Origin of the sequence: Staphylococcus pseudoxylosus, assembly GCF_044794325.1 — a bacterium.
Lineage (GTDB): Bacteria > Bacillota > Bacilli > Staphylococcales > Staphylococcaceae > Staphylococcus > Staphylococcus pseudoxylosus.
The window spans coordinates 364,253-380,562 of the sequence record NZ_CP085024.1; the positions used below are offsets into that span (position 1 = coordinate 364,253).

Here is a 16,310-nt window from a genome sequence, read left to right on the forward strand (position 1 = left end):
AAAAATAGCTGTTTTAGGGAAACGAGATATTAATTAAAGATAGATTGTGTGCATTTGCACAATGGAAAATGAAGGAGTGGGATTGATGATGTCTATTAGAAAAGCGAATACTAAAGAGCTAGAAGAAATAAATCAAATGATACCAGATGTGTTTAAATCATCTGTAACTGTGGATTTTAACTTGAGTGAAGATTGTATGCGCGCGATGTCTAAGCAATTGCAAGAAGAAGGCGCATCGTATTTTGTTTATTCTGAAGATGAGAGGATACGAGGGTTTGTACTTGTAGATAAGAAAACAGACGCTATTGAACAGATAGAATATGGTTTTATTTATGAATTATATGTATTAAAAGCTTATAGAAATCAAGGTATAGCTAAAGAATTAATTCACTTTGTTAATGATTACTATAAAAAACATAATGTGAGTGAGGTAAGGCTCAATGTATTTGCAGGAAATGAAGCGAAATATTTATATGAAAAAATAGGCTTTCATGAAAGAACTATTTCAATGTCTATGGATATTGAAATATGAATTCCCAAAACTTTATGTGGATGTAAATAAAATCATTTTAAATTGAGTTCAAATAATAACTAATTATTTATAAGCATGTCATCTCTTTTTGAAAAAATTTATGTGTGCAAACATTGATCGGAATAAGGTTTTAGCATGTTTTGTTATGTTATGAAAAATATTTATAAACAAATGATTTGTAAAAGTGGTCAAATTGAGTATAATTTGATTTTGTTAAAAATAATTAAGGAGTAGAAAAGGAATGATAAATAATAATTTTGAAGATATTTTAAACAATAGAAAATCAGTGAAAGTGTTTGACGACCAATTTAAAATCCCTAGAGAAGAAATGGACGAAATGATCCAAAAAGCAACGAAAGCCCCATCATCTGTTAACATGCAACCTTGGCGTTTTTTAGTGGTGGAAAGTGATGAAGGTAAAGATAAATTACGTCCGTTAATTCGTTTTAACACGCGTCAAAATGACACATCATCAGCAATGGTAGTTATTTTTGGTGATATGCAAAGCCAAACTAACGGTGAAGAAATTTATGGCAATGCTGTAAAACATGGTTTTATGCCGGAAGAAGTTAAAAATGAAATGTTAGATAAAGTTGTAGCGCTTTATGATAGTGCACCTAAAGAGCAAATGAATGATATTGTTAAAATTGATAGTAGTTTAGCTGCAATGCAATTTATGTTAGTTGCTAAAGCACATGGCTATGATACCAATCCAATTGGTGGATTTGAAAGTGATCAAATAGCTGATGCATTTGATATTGACTCAGAACGTTACGTACCTGTATTAATCGTTGCTGTTGGAAAAGCAAAAAATCCAGCACATGATTCATATAGATTGCCTACTGAAACTGTTACAAAATATGTTTAGTCATTTATTTGACTACAAGATGATTAGCTAAATCATATAATTTAGTTATATCTGAATATAGGATTATCAAAAATAGAATAATAGATATCTAAGTATATTTACAACTTGGTGAGTTGACTAATATTTAAAGGAACTTGTTTCAAGACTTTTAACTATTTGTCAGGTCTGTAATATTCTATAGATTAAGGCTGGGGCAAATTACTTGTCTCAGCCTTAATTATTGTATAAGCCTTATACATGAGGGAGAGTTCAATTAAACCATTTATCCTTAACAATGCTAATTGACTTTGTAAGTAGTAGAAGATGATGAGATTTTCACAATAAATTAGATTTCTGTACATTAATATTTTTTAACTTTGATAAAATTAAAGTAGTAGCCCTAATATAATTGAATAGTAGAACGATAAAAACTATACTGAAATTAATGAAAGTAGATATATAAGTTAATTCTTGGTGAGAGGACGTCTTTGATGAGGTATCGTATACTTTTAACTTTTTTGTTTTCACTTTTTTTAACGCTGTGTATATTTTGTTTATCAGATCAAAAAAATTTAACTCATGAAGCATCCTTTTATGCAGTAGGTGATAATTTAATACACCCAGTTGTATATCGTGACGCATTACAAAGTAATGGTTCTTTTAATTTTGAACCTATGTATGAATCACTAAAGAAAGAAATACAGGCAGCAGACATTGCCTATATAAATCAGGAGTCACCGATTGGTGGAGATGAAAAGGGGCTTTCTGGGTTTAAACAGTTCAACACACCTAACGACATTGCTAAGGATGTTGTTAATACTGGCTTTAATGTAGTGAATGGTGCCAACAATCATGCTTTGGATCAAGGTACTGATGGATTATTAAATGAAATTAATGTATGGGAACATTTTAAAAATGTTTTTTATACAGGAACATTTAAATCACAAAGAGACAGAGATACCATTCCAACATTTAATAAAAAAGGGATTAAAATTGCAATGCTAAGTTATACATACGGCACGAATGATATTAAACCGGAAAATAAATATCAAATTAACTACTTTAATGAGGAACAAATCAAAAAAGATGTAGCAAAAGCTAAAGAACAAAGTGATATGGTTATGGTATCGGCTCATTGGGGCAATGAAGGCAAACACGAGCCTAATGCAAAACAGAAAAAATACGCTAAGGTATTTGCTGATGCAGGCGTCGATGTAGTAATAGGCACACATCCTCACGTGATTCAGCCAATCCAATGGGTGAAGGGCGATAATAATCATCAAACATTGGTTGCTTATTCCCTGGGAAATTTCTTGAATGGCCAATCTACTGGTAATGAAAGTAATGCGCTAGGGGGCAACCTTCAGTTTAATATTGAAAAACAACCTAAAGGTATAACAATCAAAGATGTAAAATGGAAGTCATTAGTAACACATTATGACATTGCGAATCCGCTTGATAGTAATACAAGACAAAATTTTAAAATGTATCCACTGGCTGATTATAGTAATAATAAAGCTAAGCAACACGCTTTGAATGCAACTGCAGAAAATGAAATGACTAAAGATAAATTGGAATCTATTACTAAAAAGGTCATAGATAATCAATATTTAGATGACAGCAGTTATTAAAATTATATAGCATAAAAACCCCTGAATCTTGAAGTAAAGTTCAGGGGTTTTTGTTTATTACTTTGTAACTTTTTTAGCTAAATCAGTAATATATTTGAAGAATTTATCATGGTCAACATAGTCGATTACTGAAATTGGTCTACCATTTTGATCATCGACATAAGTTTTACCTTGGCTAGGGCCCTCTATGTACACTGATACATTTAAATCATGCTTACGAATCAGTTCAGGCATACCAATATAAGCTGTAGTTAAGACATCCCAAAGGAAATAAGTTGAATTCGTTTGGAAATGAGTCAATGGTGGCACAGCTGCATAGCTTACACCTAAAAAATCTACACCTGGATAATGGCGTTCATTTGCCCACGCTTGTCTAACATCCCATGTCATAGGTACTTGGTTGGTGCTTTCTAAAGCAACCATATCTATTTTAATATTTGTATCAAAAACTGTTTTTACAGCTTCTGGATCCCAAAATGCATTCCATTCTGCAGTGCCATCATGTTCAGGTTCTTCAACATTACCTTTCTCTAAAAATGTGCCGCCCATCCATACTAAGCGTTCAATATTTTGAACAATCGTAGCATCTACAGTGATTGCTTTAGCTAAATCAGTAAGTGGTCCAGTAAAAAGTAAAGTAACTTTTTCAGTACTACCATGAATTTTATCGATTATATCTCGATAAGCTTCATGTTCTAGAATATTAGAATGTCTGTTTATAGGCTCGTTTAAGATAGGTAACGCATCCATAAAGAAAGCGTGCATACGCCAATCTTTTGGGAATGGATTTTTACCGCGTTCTTTTGAGGCAGCTATGTGAATTGGTTGTTTAGAGAAACGATTGACAATTTTTTGAGAGGCACTTATTGCAGGCTCGATATAACTATCTGCGCCAATAGCACTAACACCAACAAGGTTGATATCATCCATATGTAATAGAAGAAATAAGGAAATTAAGTCGTCTACGCCACCATCATGGTTAAAGTAAATTTGTTTCATTATTGAATACGCCTCCATAAGTTGTTGATGATTTTATTATAACAAAATTTAACAATATTCGTTATAAGCTTAAAAGTGGTTGCTTAGCATTAATTTAAGTTGTCTGGTAACTACAAATGTTCATTTAAGTTGAATCTAATTGTTATAAAATGAGTTGTGCATATTAATTGGGGATAATTTTTTAGGAATTTAAATATACTGTTATACGAATTTGAAGTGTTTGCAAAAAAATATAGAGGTTATGTTATATTAGATAGAAATAAATTAAGGGGTGTTTTTATTTGTGAAGTTTAAAAAGGAAAAAGTTAACAGAGTAGATTCGGATCAAGCTAAAAAAGGTGTGGTCGCTACTAGTATTGGTAATGCCATTGAATGGTTTGACTTTGGTTTATATGCACAATTAGCAGTTATTCTAAGCGCAAATTTCTTTGGTAATTTACCACAAGAAATGCAAATAGTATCTACGTTTGCTGTATTTGCTTTTGCATTTATTGTTAGGCCTATCGGTGGTATATTCTTCAGTCATTTAGGGGATAAATATGGACGGAAAATTGTACTGTCGACAACAATACTACTTATGGCAGCATCCACACTGATGCTGGGCTTATTACCAACACAAGAACAAATTGGTATATGGGCACCGATTCTATTACTAGTAGTTCGTATGATTCAATCATTCTCGACAGGAGGAGAATATGCAGGCGCAATGACTTATATTGCTGAAACAGCACCTGATAAGACTCGTGGTAAATTGGGAAGCGGTTTAGAAATTGGTACACTTGCTGGTAATATAATGGCAGCGATTTTAGCAGGCTTGATGTATTCATTACTAAGTGATCAACAAATGGCAGATTGGGGTTGGAGAATTCCATTTATTCTTGCTGCACCATTAGGTATTGTGGGAATTATTTTACGTTCAAGCTTAGACGAAAGTCCTGCCTACGAATCTACATTAGAAGAAAAAGAGGAATTAGAATATTCTTATTTAGATATATTTAAATATTATTGGAGAGATGTTGTCGTTTGCTTCACTGGTGTTGCATTTTTAAATGTCGCAAACTATATGGTCCTTTCATATATGCCTTCTTTCCTAAACTCAACCATTAACTTAGGTGGAACGATGGGTTCTATTTTAAGTACTGTAACAATGTTAATGATGATACCTGCAGTGTTCTTCTTTGGTTGGTATAGTGATAAGGTTGGTAATAAACGTACAATAATATTTGGATTAGCAGGATTTAGTTTATTTTCCATACTTGCTTTTTGGTTAATGAGTATACCAATGATTCCGTTCGTGTTATTAGGCTTGTTTATTATTGCATTATTCATGTCTACATTTGAAGGTGTAATGCCTTCAGTTTTACCAAGTATGTTTCATACAAAAGTAAGGTTACGTACGCTATCACTTGTATATAATATTGGTGCCGCAGTTTTTGGTGGCTTAACGCCATTTATCTTGTCTACTTTAGTAGAAACTACAGGACAACAAATTGCGCCGTCTTATTATCTAATGTTTATTAATGTGATTGGGCTTATTATTTTCATAACGATGTTTAAATCTACATCTAATAAATCGCTTAGAGGTTCATACCCTAACGTGGAAACTCAAGAAGATTATGAAGATGTTGTGAAAAATCCAAAAGACGCATTATGGTGGGAATCAGAAGAAATTCATAAATAGTAATATAGTCAAAAAGTAGTTGCCTTTTATATAAAAGGTAACTACTTTTTGTGTTTTATAAACGATTGTGATGTTTAAGTACAATATATGCTTATTCATATATTAAATAAAATGAAGAGAACGTGTTTGATTATTTTAACTACACATCATTTAGACGAAGTAGAAGTATTGGCTGATCAAATAAAAGTAATTGGTGATAATCCGTTCTATAAAAATATTCTTCAAGAAAAAGGTTGGCAATATGAGGCGTATGATAATTAACTGTACTATTGGATCATCGTAGTTTATGAGAATTGTATGTAATTGTATAGTTATTTATTTGATTTTTATATTTGTGTGACATTATAAAAAAACAGTATTACAAGGTATTTCGAGAATAAATTGTAAACACTGTTTTATTTTGTATTTATACACATTAAAAGTAAATGTTATATTAAATTTGTTTTTCAACATACTATAAAATGCTTTAAACACTGGTGTTATAGGCCTCAAGCAACATTTACTACTTTTTAGAATTTATTTGTATTTATACTTTAAATGAATAAATGAGTAACATTAAAAAATTGGCCTTCACGTTGTTTGTATCGTGAGGTCAAAGCGTATTAATTGTGCAAAACTATCATACATTAATCATCTATATTTTGTATAAAAATACTAAAATATACATAGTTTGGCAATTAGAATGTTGATTTGACTTGAATTTTAATCAGAGTATAATAACGAAATATACAAGAGCGTGTATAAATTTTACATTTCCTTGTTATGAATATAAAAGACGTTTAAATAGGAGTAATTATGGAACAAAAGGATGAAAGTAATAAGATTAATTTACCGCAGTTGGTATTGCTAGGTTTAGGGTCACTCATTGGTTCCGGTTGGTTGTTCGGTGCCTGGGAAGCCTCATCTATAGCGGGTCCAGCTGCAATTATCTCATGGATTATAGGTTTTGTAGTCATTGGATCAATTGCTTATAACTACATAGAGATAGGTACGATGTTTCCACAATCAGGTGGAATGAGTAACTATGCGCAATATACGCACGGTTCGTTGTTAGGGTTTATTGCCTCTTGGGCTAACTGGGTGTCATTAGTAACTATTATCCCAATAGAAGCAGTGTCAGCAGTACAATATATGAGTTCATGGCCGTGGTCATGGGCAAAATTTACAACAGGTTTAATGAAAGATGGTTCTATAAGTAACGCTGGATTAATGGCAGTGTTTGTAATTATTATTATATTTTCGTTATTGAACTATTGGTCAGTTAAACTGTTAACTTCATTTACAAGTTTAATTTCAGTATTTAAATTAGGTGTACCGTTATTGACGATTATTATGTTAATGATTTCTGGTTTTGATACAGGTAATTATGGACATACAGTTGGCCAATTTATGCCTTATGGTTCAGCACCTATATTTGCAGCGACAACGGCTTCAGGTATTATCTTTTCTTTTAATGCATTCCAAACGATTATTAATATGGGCTCAGAAATACAAAAGCCCGAAAAAAATATCGCGCGAGGCATAGCTATTTCACTAACATTAAGTGCAGTGTTATACATAGTGCTTCAAAGTACATTTATTACATCAATGCCTAGTGACATGCTTCATGAAAATGGTTGGAGTGGTATTAACTTTAATTCTCCATTTGCTGATATGGCCATTCTTCTAGGTTTGAATTGGTTAGCTATTTTATTATATATGGAAGCTGTTGTTTCACCATTTGGCACAGGTGTATCATTTGTTGCAGTAACTGGTCGTGTACTACGTGCAATGGAAAAAAATGGTCACATCCCTAAATTTTTAGGTAAGATGAATGAAAAATATAACATTCCACGTGTGGCTATTATTTTTAATGCCATTATTAGTATGTTAATGGTGTCATTGTTCCGTGATTGGGCAACATTAGCAAGTGTTATATCAACAGCAACACTAGTTGCCTATTTAACTGGACCTACTACAGTTATTTCATTACGAAAAATGGCTCCGAACATGCATAGACCGTTTCGTGCAAACTTGCTGAAATTTATGGCACCATTCTCTTTTGTTATGGCATCATTAGCTATTTATTGGGCTATGTGGCCAACAACTGCGCAAGTGATCTTTATTATTATTTTAGGCTTACCAATTTACTTCTTTTATGAATATAAAATGAATTGGAAAAATACTAAGAAACAAATCGGTGGTAGTTTATGGATTATTTTATATCTTATAGTACTTGCTTTCTTATCATTTATAGGAAGTAAAGAATTTAAAGGTATGAACTGGATTCACTATCCATATGATTTTGTAGTAATTATCATTATTGCACTAATGTTTTATAAAATTGCTACGACTAGTTATTTTGAAAGTGTTTACTTTAAACGCGCTAAGAAAATAAATAAAGATATGCGTGAAGATTTAAAAGAGAAACATGAGGCAGGGCAAGAAGTAGACTGATTTTTAATAGAGAAATATACAAGAAGAGTGTTTTAACGATGCGTTAATAGCACATAATAATGAACTAACATCTAACTTTAAATGTGTCTCAAACTATAGAGAAACAAGTCAACTTTGTGGGGCAAGCATATGGAATTAAATTATTTTGTAATTTCGTGTGCTCGCCCCTTTTTATTTATTTTTATGTTTTACGGTTGTCTAGATTGTTTTACATAATGAACTAATCCTATTTTATTGGAGTACAATTTAACAGTATGCTATATATTATGCAGAATAAATGCATATAAAAGAATATATAACTTCACGATAATTAGTTTGAAAATTTAGATAATTTACGTTTTAATTGCTATAAATCAAGGTTTTAAATGATTTTTTAGTGTAAAAATTCAAAAAAACCTTTGACTAATAGCAAAAACAAGCGTATTATATATGAATATTAATTCAGTTTTAAGAATAAATATAAAAGGAATGAGGATTTTTGATGAACGATTTATTTGCACTAACAGATCAGTATAGTTCGAACAATTATAGCCCGCTGAAATTAGCATTGGCTAAAGGCCGTGGCGCTCAAGTTTGGGATGTAGAAGACAATAATTATATAGATTGTGTTTCGGGTTTCTCAGTCGTCAATCAAGGACATTGTCATCCCAAAATTATAAAAGCATTTCAAGAACAAAGTGAAAAAATAACAATGGTTTCTCGTGCTTTATATAGTGATAACCTAGGAAAGTGGGAAGAAAAGATATGCTCACTTGCTAATAAAGAAAAAGTACTTCCAATGAACACAGGTACTGAAGCTATTGAAACAGCGATTAAAATAGCTCGAAAATGGGGCACAGACATTAAAGGGATTGCCGATGGTGAGAGTGAAATCGTAGCGATGAATGGCAATTTTCATGGCCGTACGCTAGGTGCCTTATCATTATCTTCTCAAGAAAGTTATAAACAAGGCTTTGGACCATTGTTAGATAACGTTCACTATACTGACTTTGGTGATTTAAGTCATTTAAAAGATTTAATTAATAAGAATACAACAGCTATTATATTAGAACCTATTCAAGGTGAGGGCGGCGTTAATATTCCACCCGATGATTTTATAAAAGAAGTGCGCAAGTTATGCGATGAACATAATGTGTTATTTATTGCAGATGAAATACAGGTAGGTCTTGGACGTACAGGTAAAATGTTTGCTATGGAATGGGAAGGTGTAGAACCTGATATTTATTTACTCGGTAAGTCACTTGGCGGAGGCCTTTATCCAATATCAGCAGTATTAGCTAATCACGACGTGATGGACGTATTAACGCCAGGAACACATGGATCTACATTTGGAGGTAATCCGCTTGCTTGTGCTGTTTCAATGGCTGCATTAGATGTACTAATTGAAGAACAGCTAATAGAGAATTCTGCAGACCTTGGACAGAAGTTATTAAATGAATTACAGCTTATAGACAGTAATATTATCTCTGACGTGAGAGGCAGGGGATTATTTATCGGATTAGAATTAACAGAAGCAGCGCAACCATATTGCTTAGAGATGATTAACAAAGGTGTGTTATGTAAAGAGACGCAAGGCAACATTATTCGTATTGCGCCACCATTAGTTATTAATGAGCAAGAGATAGATAAAGTAATCAGCGTGATTACAGAAGTATTAGAAAAAGACAAATAATAGCGTTTTAAAAGACCGAATATTCAGAAAGGAATGAACGTCATGATAGATGTTGGCATTGTTGGAGGTAGTGGTTATGGAGCTATTGAATTAATTAGGTTATTAATTCATCATCCATATGTAAATGTTAAATATATATTCTCACATTCAAAAATTGATGAACCAATCAAAGAAACTTTTCCTCACTTGTGTCACTTAACCCATCAATATGAAGCGCTAAATAGTGAACATATTGACTGTGATGTTGTATTTTTTGCAACGCCTTCTAATATAAGCAAAGATTTAGCACCGTCATTAATTGAAAGAAACATTAGGGTTATTGATTTGTCCGGTGATTTTAGATTGGATGATAGGGAGGTATATAAACAATTCTATGGTGAAACAGCAGCACCACAAGAGCAGTTAGAAAAAGCTAATTATAGTATCGCTGAGTGGTCAAATATTGAACCGAATAATACGCAATTAGTTGCCAACCCCGGTTGTTTTCCAACTGCTACATTGTTAGCTTTACATCCGCTCGTTGATCAACAAATCATTAACAATGATTCTATTATTATTGATGCCAAAACAGGCGTTTCAGGTGCGGGTCGATCATTAGCCCAGCATGTTCATTATTCAGAGATGAATGAAAACTTTAGCGCTTATGCGATAGGTAAGCATAAACATAAACCTGAAATAGAACAGTATATTTCAAAGCTAGCAAATGAAAATATAAAAGTAGTATTTACCCCACATCTTGTACCGATGACAAGAGGTATATTATCAACAATTTATGTAAAACTTAATCAACGGATGACTAACGAAGATTTACATGCAACTTTCACAGATTATTATGATGATAAATCATTTGTTCGTATTAGAGATATTGGCATTTATCCGAAAACGAAAGAAGTCTATGGTAGTAATTTTTGTGATATTGGGATTTATGTCGATGAAGAAAGTCAAAGTGCAATTATTGTATCGGTAATTGATAACTTAGTTAAAGGAGCAAGCGGCCAAGCGATACAAAACTTGAACTTAATGTATGGATGGGACGAAAATACAGGGTTAACTCAAACACCAGTATATCCATAAACTAATTTGAAAGGGGAGAGAAGATGATAGATATTGAAACGATTGATACGTTAAACCAATTAAATATAGATTTACAAGGTGATGTTAGTTCACCATTAGGTTATATTGCAGGCGGGTTTCATGCAGGATTAAGAAGAAAGAAAAAAGACTTCGGTTGGATTTATTCGACTACAGAAGCGACAGCTACAGGTGTATATACACTGAATCGTTTTAAGGCTGCACCTTTAAAAATAACTGAAGATAGTATTAATGCTAATAAAACATTACAAGCAATTGTGGTGAACTCAGCAAATGCGAACTCATGTACAGGTGAAAAAGGCATGCAAGATGCTCTAGATACACAATCTTGGGTAGCAGAACATTTGAATATAGAGCAACAAAACGTTGGTATTGCATCGACAGGCGTTGTTGGTGCGTTCCTACCTATGGATAAAATTCATTATGGCACACAGCATGTTTTGAAAGAGGAATATAATAATAGCCAATTTTTCAATCAAGCTATTTTAACAACAGATACTGCGACTAAACATTTATCAGTACAAGTTGAGATTGATGGTAAGACAGTAACTATTGGTGGTAGTGCTAAAGGTTCTGGGATGATACATCCAAATATGGCTACAATGCTTGGATTTATAACAACTGATGCTAATATTGATGCGGATACTTTGGACTATTGTCTGAAACAAGCAACAGATCAGTCGTTTAATATGATTACAGTTGATGGTGATACAAGCACAAATGACATGGTGCTATGTATGGCTAATGGTCAAGCGAACAATAGTAAAATTGACGCCTTACATCCAGAATGGCATAAATTTGCGTATGCTTTCAATTTTGTAAGTCAATACCTTGCGAAATCAATTGCCAAAGATGGTGAAGGTGCGACGAAATTAGTTACTGCAAAAGTGACAGGTGCACCTAATGTTAAAGAAGCAAAAAAAATTGCTAAAAGTATTGTATCTTCTAATTTGGTTAAAACTGCTATACATGGTGAAGATTCAAACTTTGGTAGAATTGTAAATGCAATAGGTTACGCATCACAATTTGTAGAACCAAATGAGACAAATGTTTCTTTCTGTCAGTTACCAGTGCTAGAACAAGGAATTCATTTAGCGTTTGATGAGCAGTTATTAAAAGAACGTTTAACAGAAGATAACATTGTAATAGAGGCTTCAGTTGGAAACGGTGATGGTGAAGCGGCAGCATATGGTTGTGATTTATCATATGAATATGTGCGCATTAACGCATCGTATAGAACGTAAGGAGTGTGTCAGATGAGTTATATTGTTATAAAAATAGGCGGTAGCACTTTAACTAATTTACATGATTCGACGATTGAGGATGTCTCTAAATTAAAGCAACAAGGTTATCAACCAATTATTGTTCATGGTGGCGGACCATTTATAAATAAGGCATTAGAGCAACGAGGTGTGGCACCTTTGTTTGAAGATGGTTTAAGAGTTACAACAGAAGAAGTATTGTCGGTGACTAGTCAAACGTTAATAGGTACTGTAAATCCAGATCTAGTAAGCAAAATTAATCAATCTAATATACAAAGTATTGGTATGAATGGTATAGATGCTAAACTTTTTGATGTAGCACCACTAGACGAAAAATATGGATATGTAGGTGAACCCAAAGATATAAATACATCTGTATTTGATAAAGTAACGGACCAATTTATTCCAGTTATTGCCTCGATTGGTATGAATCAAGCAACGTCACAATTATATAATATTAACGCGGATACTTTAGCTTATAAAATAGCGCAAGCACTTCATGCGCCACTTTATCTTTTAAGTGATATTCCAGGCGTATTAATCGATAAAGAAGTGCAGCCATCGTTGAATGCAGAACGTATTCAATGTTTTATCGATCAAGAATTGATATATGGAGGAATGATTCCAAAAGTACAAGATGCAATTCAAGCGATTGAACTTGGCTGTCAGAAAGTGGTGATTGCAGCAGGAAGCGAATCACATATTATTCAAAAATTACAAGATGGCAAAAATGTGGGAACCACGATACAACAATAGATATACTTTTCTAATAGTAACTGTATGTAGTTTATATAATATAAAGAATATGAAAAAGGGCTTAAGTCTTATAACACATAAGAGTTAAGCCCTTTTTCATATTTAATAATTCCTTCTATTTATGGTTGTTTGTGTAAGTAGTTAATAAGTCTGTATAGAAGTCAATAAATTTGAAGTACATTGATTTTTCAACTCGTTCGTCAATTTGGTGTGGTTTTTCTCCAGGGCCAAATACTAAGAATGGGAAGTTTTCATCTTTGCCACGTAATAAATTAGAAGCATCTGTAACGCCACCAATTGGAGCTGCAATGAAATCTTTATCAAACGCTGATTTAGCAATTGTTTGAGCAGTATCGATTAGACTATTTTCACCTGTAGTCAGAACAGGGTCTAAATCAAGATATAAATCACTTTCTAATCTAGCCCCGTTAGCATTATGTTTTTCAAGTGTATCGTCAAACAATGCTTTAACTTGATCGTTATTATACTCTGGAATTGTGCGGATATTGAAGTCTGCATCTGCATCTTCTGGTACAGAATTGACTTGAACGCCACCTTTAATTAAAGTATTTGTGATTACAAGGCCTTGTAGGGCATTTTCAATTTCTTCTGCAGCATATGTTGCAGGTAGGGATTGTTTCATTCTATCTATAAAGTGAGTGAAATCTAAAGCGTTGCCTTTTACTTCTTTAGAAATTTTATTGTAAGAAGCATCAATATCTTGAATAAATTCGATTAAGGGCTTAATTGCGTTAAAGCCGAGGATTGGCATTGAGCTATGTGCGGATGTACCGTGAGATTTTATACGATAGTCCATGGAACCTTTATGTGCATAAACCATCATATCTTGGCATGGTTCGGCTATTACAAGTGCCTCAACATCGTCCATATAACCTTTTTCGTATAAACTTTGTGAACCAAGTTGCTCCATTTCTTCGCCAGTTGTAGCTAAGAATTTAATACGTCCTTGTTTTAATGATTGTGTGTTGTTGATTTCAATTAATGCAATGGCTAAAGCGGCAAGACCAGATTTCATATCTGCAGCGCCACGGCCATATAAGAAACCATCGTCTTCAGTTAATGTGAATGGCTCGTAACTCCATTGACTATGATCACCCTCAGAAACAACATCCATGTGACCGGAAATTCCGATAACAGGTTGTCCTTCGCCAATTTCAGCAATTAAGTTTGCTCTACGGTCATCAATTTTATCAATCGTAGAATTAATACCGTGTTGTGCAAATAGTTTTTGAAAATATTCGCACACTTCAATTTCATTATCATTTACTGTGTTCATTGCCACAATATCAGATAAAATTTGTACTTTTTCTTCGTTAGAAAATGTACTCATAACATACCACTCCTTTTAAAAAACTATCACAATTATACATCTGGCAATTTAATTTGATAAGCAAAAGGACTTTTATTTAAAATCTTATAATAATTTTATTTGTTTTGTGTAAAGTTATTACGCTATATATGGTTTTGAAAAACCTTGTTTTGTCAAACTATTAAAGATATGATAGTAAAAAATAAAATACTAAGGGAGAAAGATTATGACTTTTTCATTGTCTGCAATTCAACAAGCACACCAACAATATACCGGGATAGATTTTCCAAAATTATTTCAAGCGTTTAAAGCAATGGGGATAACAATTAATACCGTTGATATTCAGAATGGAACTACAGTATATACGCATCAAAGTGGAGAGCAAATTATAGATAGAGATGTGAAGAGAACCGTGCCTATATCACAACATACAGATAAAGAGCAAATACAAGAATCATTGAAACGACATCAAATAGGTAAAACAGATTTTCAAATCTTTTGTGATGAAATGGCTCAAGCAGGCATTTACAAGTGGCATATAAGTATTGATGCTGGAACATGTGCTTACATAAATTTAAAAAATGAAATTGTTATAGTCGAACAGATTGCGCAATAATTATTTGATTGAGATGTAAGAAAAGAATTGAGTTTTAAGACGAATGCTATGACAGTATTAATCATTGATGATACGGTAGGCTCATAGAATAATTATCATTTAAAGTCAGCATGTTTTATGTTGTTTATTAGAGTGATGTTATATCAAGCTATGGGAAGGGGTTCGTTAATATGGCAAGTGTAGCAATTATTGCAGGTGGCAATAAAATACAATCACGTTTAACAGGTGTAGTGGATTATGCCGAACAATATTTGAATGATGTAGGTATTGAGACTGACATCATTCATGTGCATCAGTTAGATGCAGAAGCATTGATTACAGCAGATTTTTCTAATGACTCAATTAATGAAACACATAAAAAAATTGAAAATGCAGATGGTATTATCATCGTATCTCCAGTATTTAAAGCAGCATATTCGGGTATAGTTAAGACTTATCTCGATTTATTACCACGTGGTGCATTTACAGGGAAAACGGTGTTACCTTTAGCATTAGGCGGCACATTCGCACATGTACTTGCGATTCAATATAGCTTGGACCCAGTGATTAAAGAGCTAGGTGCAGATACGATTCATAAAGGTAGATTTATTTTAGATAAGCATATTACTGCAAACGCAGATGGGACATATAGCTATGATCAAGAAGCTCAAGATGGGCTGAATAAAACGTTAAAAAAGTTTGTCAGTGATAAATCTCAAGTGACGGAATAAATTGAAATTAATAAAAATAATAAAGACACAATCAATGTGTTGTGTCTTTATTTACTCTTTTTTTAACACAGCTGTATTAAAAAATGTTAAGATGAAGTGAATAATATGATTTCATTTATTTGTGCTTTATTAACACAGTTGTATTAAAAAGGGTGACAAAGATGCCAAAAATTGTAGATCACGAAAAGAAAAAAAAGCAAATTGTTCAGTTTGCATGGCAATCCATAGTAAATGAAGGTGCTAAAGGTGCGACAGTTAGGAACATTGCAAATTTAGCAAAAATGACACCGGGACAAATACGCTATTATTATCCGAATCATAGCAAGTTACTTGAAATGGTATTTTTGGAAGTTATAGGAAAAGTTAAGCAAAGAATCCAAGATATATATAGTAATGAAGAATTATCCATTGTAGATAAAGTAATACAAGGGCTGTTGACTGTTATACCACTTGATAAGGAACGATATGCCGATATGGAAGTTTGGATGGCTTTTCATTATGAATTACATCAAGTTGGTAAAGAATTCATGAGGGATGAAATTAAGTCATTAATTGAGTTATCAATAACGTATTTAGACAAACACGATTTATTAGATAATTCGTTGAATCAAAATTTGTCAATTATAAAAGCGCATGCTTTATTAGATGGATTAGCATTGCATAAATTATTAAACTCAGAAATGATATCGAATGAAGATATTATTCAGTTAGTAGTAAATGAAGTGAATTCCTGGTTAAAGGAGTGA

Annotated in this window: 14 protein-coding genes and 1 pseudogene; 13 read left to right on the plus strand and 2 right to left on the minus strand. The window is 32.8% G+C overall.

From position 1 onward, the window contains the following. Positions 1-61: 61 nt before the first annotated feature. The 3 genes from LG295_RS01570 (at position 62) to LG295_RS01580 (ending at position 3,010) form a co-directional block, all read left to right on the plus strand. A complete protein-coding gene (locus tag LG295_RS01570) occupies positions 62-532 on the plus strand; it encodes a GNAT family N-acetyltransferase (protein WP_326000374.1) in 471 nt (156 codons plus the stop codon). Between the two features lie 241 nt (positions 533-773). Next, complete coding sequence (locus LG295_RS01575; protein ID WP_107529907.1) at positions 774-1,400, plus strand: nitroreductase family protein; 627 nt, start codon at positions 774-776, stop codon at positions 1,398-1,400. Between the two features lie 470 nt (positions 1,401-1,870). Further along, positions 1,871-3,010, plus strand: coding sequence for a CapA family protein (locus LG295_RS01580; protein ID WP_107529908.1), 1,140 nt, complete (start codon positions 1,871-1,873; stop codon positions 3,008-3,010). Between the two features lie 57 nt (positions 3,011-3,067). Here the strand turns inward: LG295_RS01580 and LG295_RS01585 are convergent, their stop codons facing one another. After that, positions 3,068-4,009 carry a nucleoside hydrolase gene (locus LG295_RS01585; protein WP_318832569.1) on the minus strand — a complete coding sequence of 314 codons (942 nt, stop codon included), beginning with the start codon at positions 4,007-4,009 and terminating at the stop codon, positions 3,068-3,070. A gap of 283 nt (positions 4,010-4,292) precedes the next feature. On the opposite strand from LG295_RS01585, the gene LG295_RS01590 reads away from it, so the two are divergent. The 7 genes and pseudogenes from LG295_RS01590 to argB all read left to right on the plus strand — a co-directional run bounded on the left by LG295_RS01590 (position 4,293) and on the right by argB (position 12,908). Continuing rightward, entirely contained in the window at positions 4,293-5,690 is a 1,398-nt protein-coding gene (locus LG295_RS01590; RefSeq protein ID WP_107529910.1) for an MFS transporter, read from the plus strand. A gap of 102 nt (positions 5,691-5,792) precedes the next feature. Further along, positions 5,793-5,951, plus strand: a pseudogene (locus LG295_RS01595) (ABC transporter ATP-binding protein); the annotation flags it as partial. A gap of 534 nt (positions 5,952-6,485) precedes the next feature. Next, entirely contained in the window at positions 6,486-8,126 is a 1,641-nt protein-coding gene (locus LG295_RS01600) for an APC family permease (protein WP_107529911.1), read from the plus strand. A gap of 481 nt (positions 8,127-8,607) precedes the next feature. After that, complete coding sequence (rocD, locus tag LG295_RS01605; protein WP_325999462.1) at positions 8,608-9,798, plus strand: ornithine--oxo-acid transaminase; 1,191 nt, start codon at positions 8,608-8,610, stop codon at positions 9,796-9,798. Between the two features lie 42 nt (positions 9,799-9,840). After that, on the plus strand, positions 9,841-10,872 hold the full coding sequence (gene argC, locus LG295_RS01610) for an N-acetyl-gamma-glutamyl-phosphate reductase (protein WP_325999460.1): 1,032 nt from the start codon (positions 9,841-9,843) through the stop codon (positions 10,870-10,872). Positions 10,873-10,895: 23 nt separating this feature from the next. Then, positions 10,896-12,134, plus strand: coding sequence for a bifunctional glutamate N-acetyltransferase/amino-acid acetyltransferase ArgJ (argJ, locus tag LG295_RS01615; protein WP_017723873.1), 1,239 nt, complete (start codon positions 10,896-10,898; stop codon positions 12,132-12,134). Between the two features lie 12 nt (positions 12,135-12,146). Then, positions 12,147-12,908, plus strand: a complete 762-nt coding sequence (gene argB / locus LG295_RS01620; protein WP_107529914.1) for an acetylglutamate kinase — start codon at positions 12,147-12,149, stop codon at positions 12,906-12,908. A 115-nt stretch (positions 12,909-13,023) separates the two neighbouring features. Here argB and LG295_RS01625 read toward each other — a convergent pair whose 3' ends face one another. After that, positions 13,024-14,259: an ArgE/DapE family deacylase gene (locus tag LG295_RS01625; RefSeq protein WP_107529915.1), complete on the minus strand. Its 1,236-nt coding sequence runs from the start codon at positions 14,257-14,259 to the stop codon at positions 13,024-13,026. Positions 14,260-14,464: 205 nt separating this feature from the next. Here LG295_RS01625 and LG295_RS01630 point away from each other — a divergent pair, with 205 nt between their 5' ends. The 3 genes from LG295_RS01630 (at position 14,465) to LG295_RS01640 (ending at position 16,310) form a co-directional block, all read left to right on the plus strand. Further along, the gene (locus LG295_RS01630; protein WP_326000376.1) at positions 14,465-14,854 is read left to right on the plus strand and encodes a DUF1398 family protein; all 390 of its coding nucleotides are present in this window, start codon (positions 14,465-14,467) and stop codon (positions 14,852-14,854) included. Positions 14,855-15,024: 170 nt separating this feature from the next. Then, positions 15,025-15,564, plus strand: coding sequence for an NADPH-dependent FMN reductase (gene ssuE / locus LG295_RS01635; protein ID WP_107529916.1), 540 nt, complete (start codon positions 15,025-15,027; stop codon positions 15,562-15,564). Between the two features lie 161 nt (positions 15,565-15,725). Beyond that, a complete protein-coding gene (locus LG295_RS01640) occupies positions 15,726-16,310 on the plus strand; it encodes a TetR/AcrR family transcriptional regulator (RefSeq protein WP_122062911.1) in 585 nt (194 codons plus the stop codon).

Coding starts and splice junctions, on each gene's coding strand:
- LG295_RS01625 (WP_107529915.1), bottom strand. CDS start 14,259: ATGAGTACATTTTCTAACGAAGAAAAAGTACAAATTTTATCTGATATT.
- LG295_RS01580 (WP_107529908.1), top strand. CDS start 1,871: ATGAGGTATCGTATACTTTTAACTTTTTTGTTTTCACTTTTTTTAACG.
- LG295_RS01570 (WP_326000374.1), top strand. CDS start 62: ATGGAAAATGAAGGAGTGGGATTGATGATGTCTATTAGAAAAGCGAAT.
- LG295_RS01585 (WP_318832569.1), bottom strand. CDS start 4,009: ATGAAACAAATTTACTTTAACCATGATGGTGGCGTAGACGACTTAATT.
- argB (WP_107529914.1), top strand. CDS start 12,147: ATGAGTTATATTGTTATAAAAATAGGCGGTAGCACTTTAACTAATTTA.
- LG295_RS01630 (WP_326000376.1), top strand. CDS start 14,465: ATGACTTTTTCATTGTCTGCAATTCAACAAGCACACCAACAATATACC.
- argC (WP_325999460.1), top strand. CDS start 9,841: ATGATAGATGTTGGCATTGTTGGAGGTAGTGGTTATGGAGCTATTGAA.
- LG295_RS01640 (WP_122062911.1), top strand. CDS start 15,726: ATGCCAAAAATTGTAGATCACGAAAAGAAAAAAAAGCAAATTGTTCAG.
- LG295_RS01600 (WP_107529911.1), top strand. CDS start 6,486: ATGGAACAAAAGGATGAAAGTAATAAGATTAATTTACCGCAGTTGGTA.
- LG295_RS01575 (WP_107529907.1), top strand. CDS start 774: ATGATAAATAATAATTTTGAAGATATTTTAAACAATAGAAAATCAGTG.
- argJ (WP_017723873.1), top strand. CDS start 10,896: ATGATAGATATTGAAACGATTGATACGTTAAACCAATTAAATATAGAT.
- ssuE (WP_107529916.1), top strand. CDS start 15,025: ATGGCAAGTGTAGCAATTATTGCAGGTGGCAATAAAATACAATCACGT.
- rocD (WP_325999462.1), top strand. CDS start 8,608: ATGAACGATTTATTTGCACTAACAGATCAGTATAGTTCGAACAATTAT.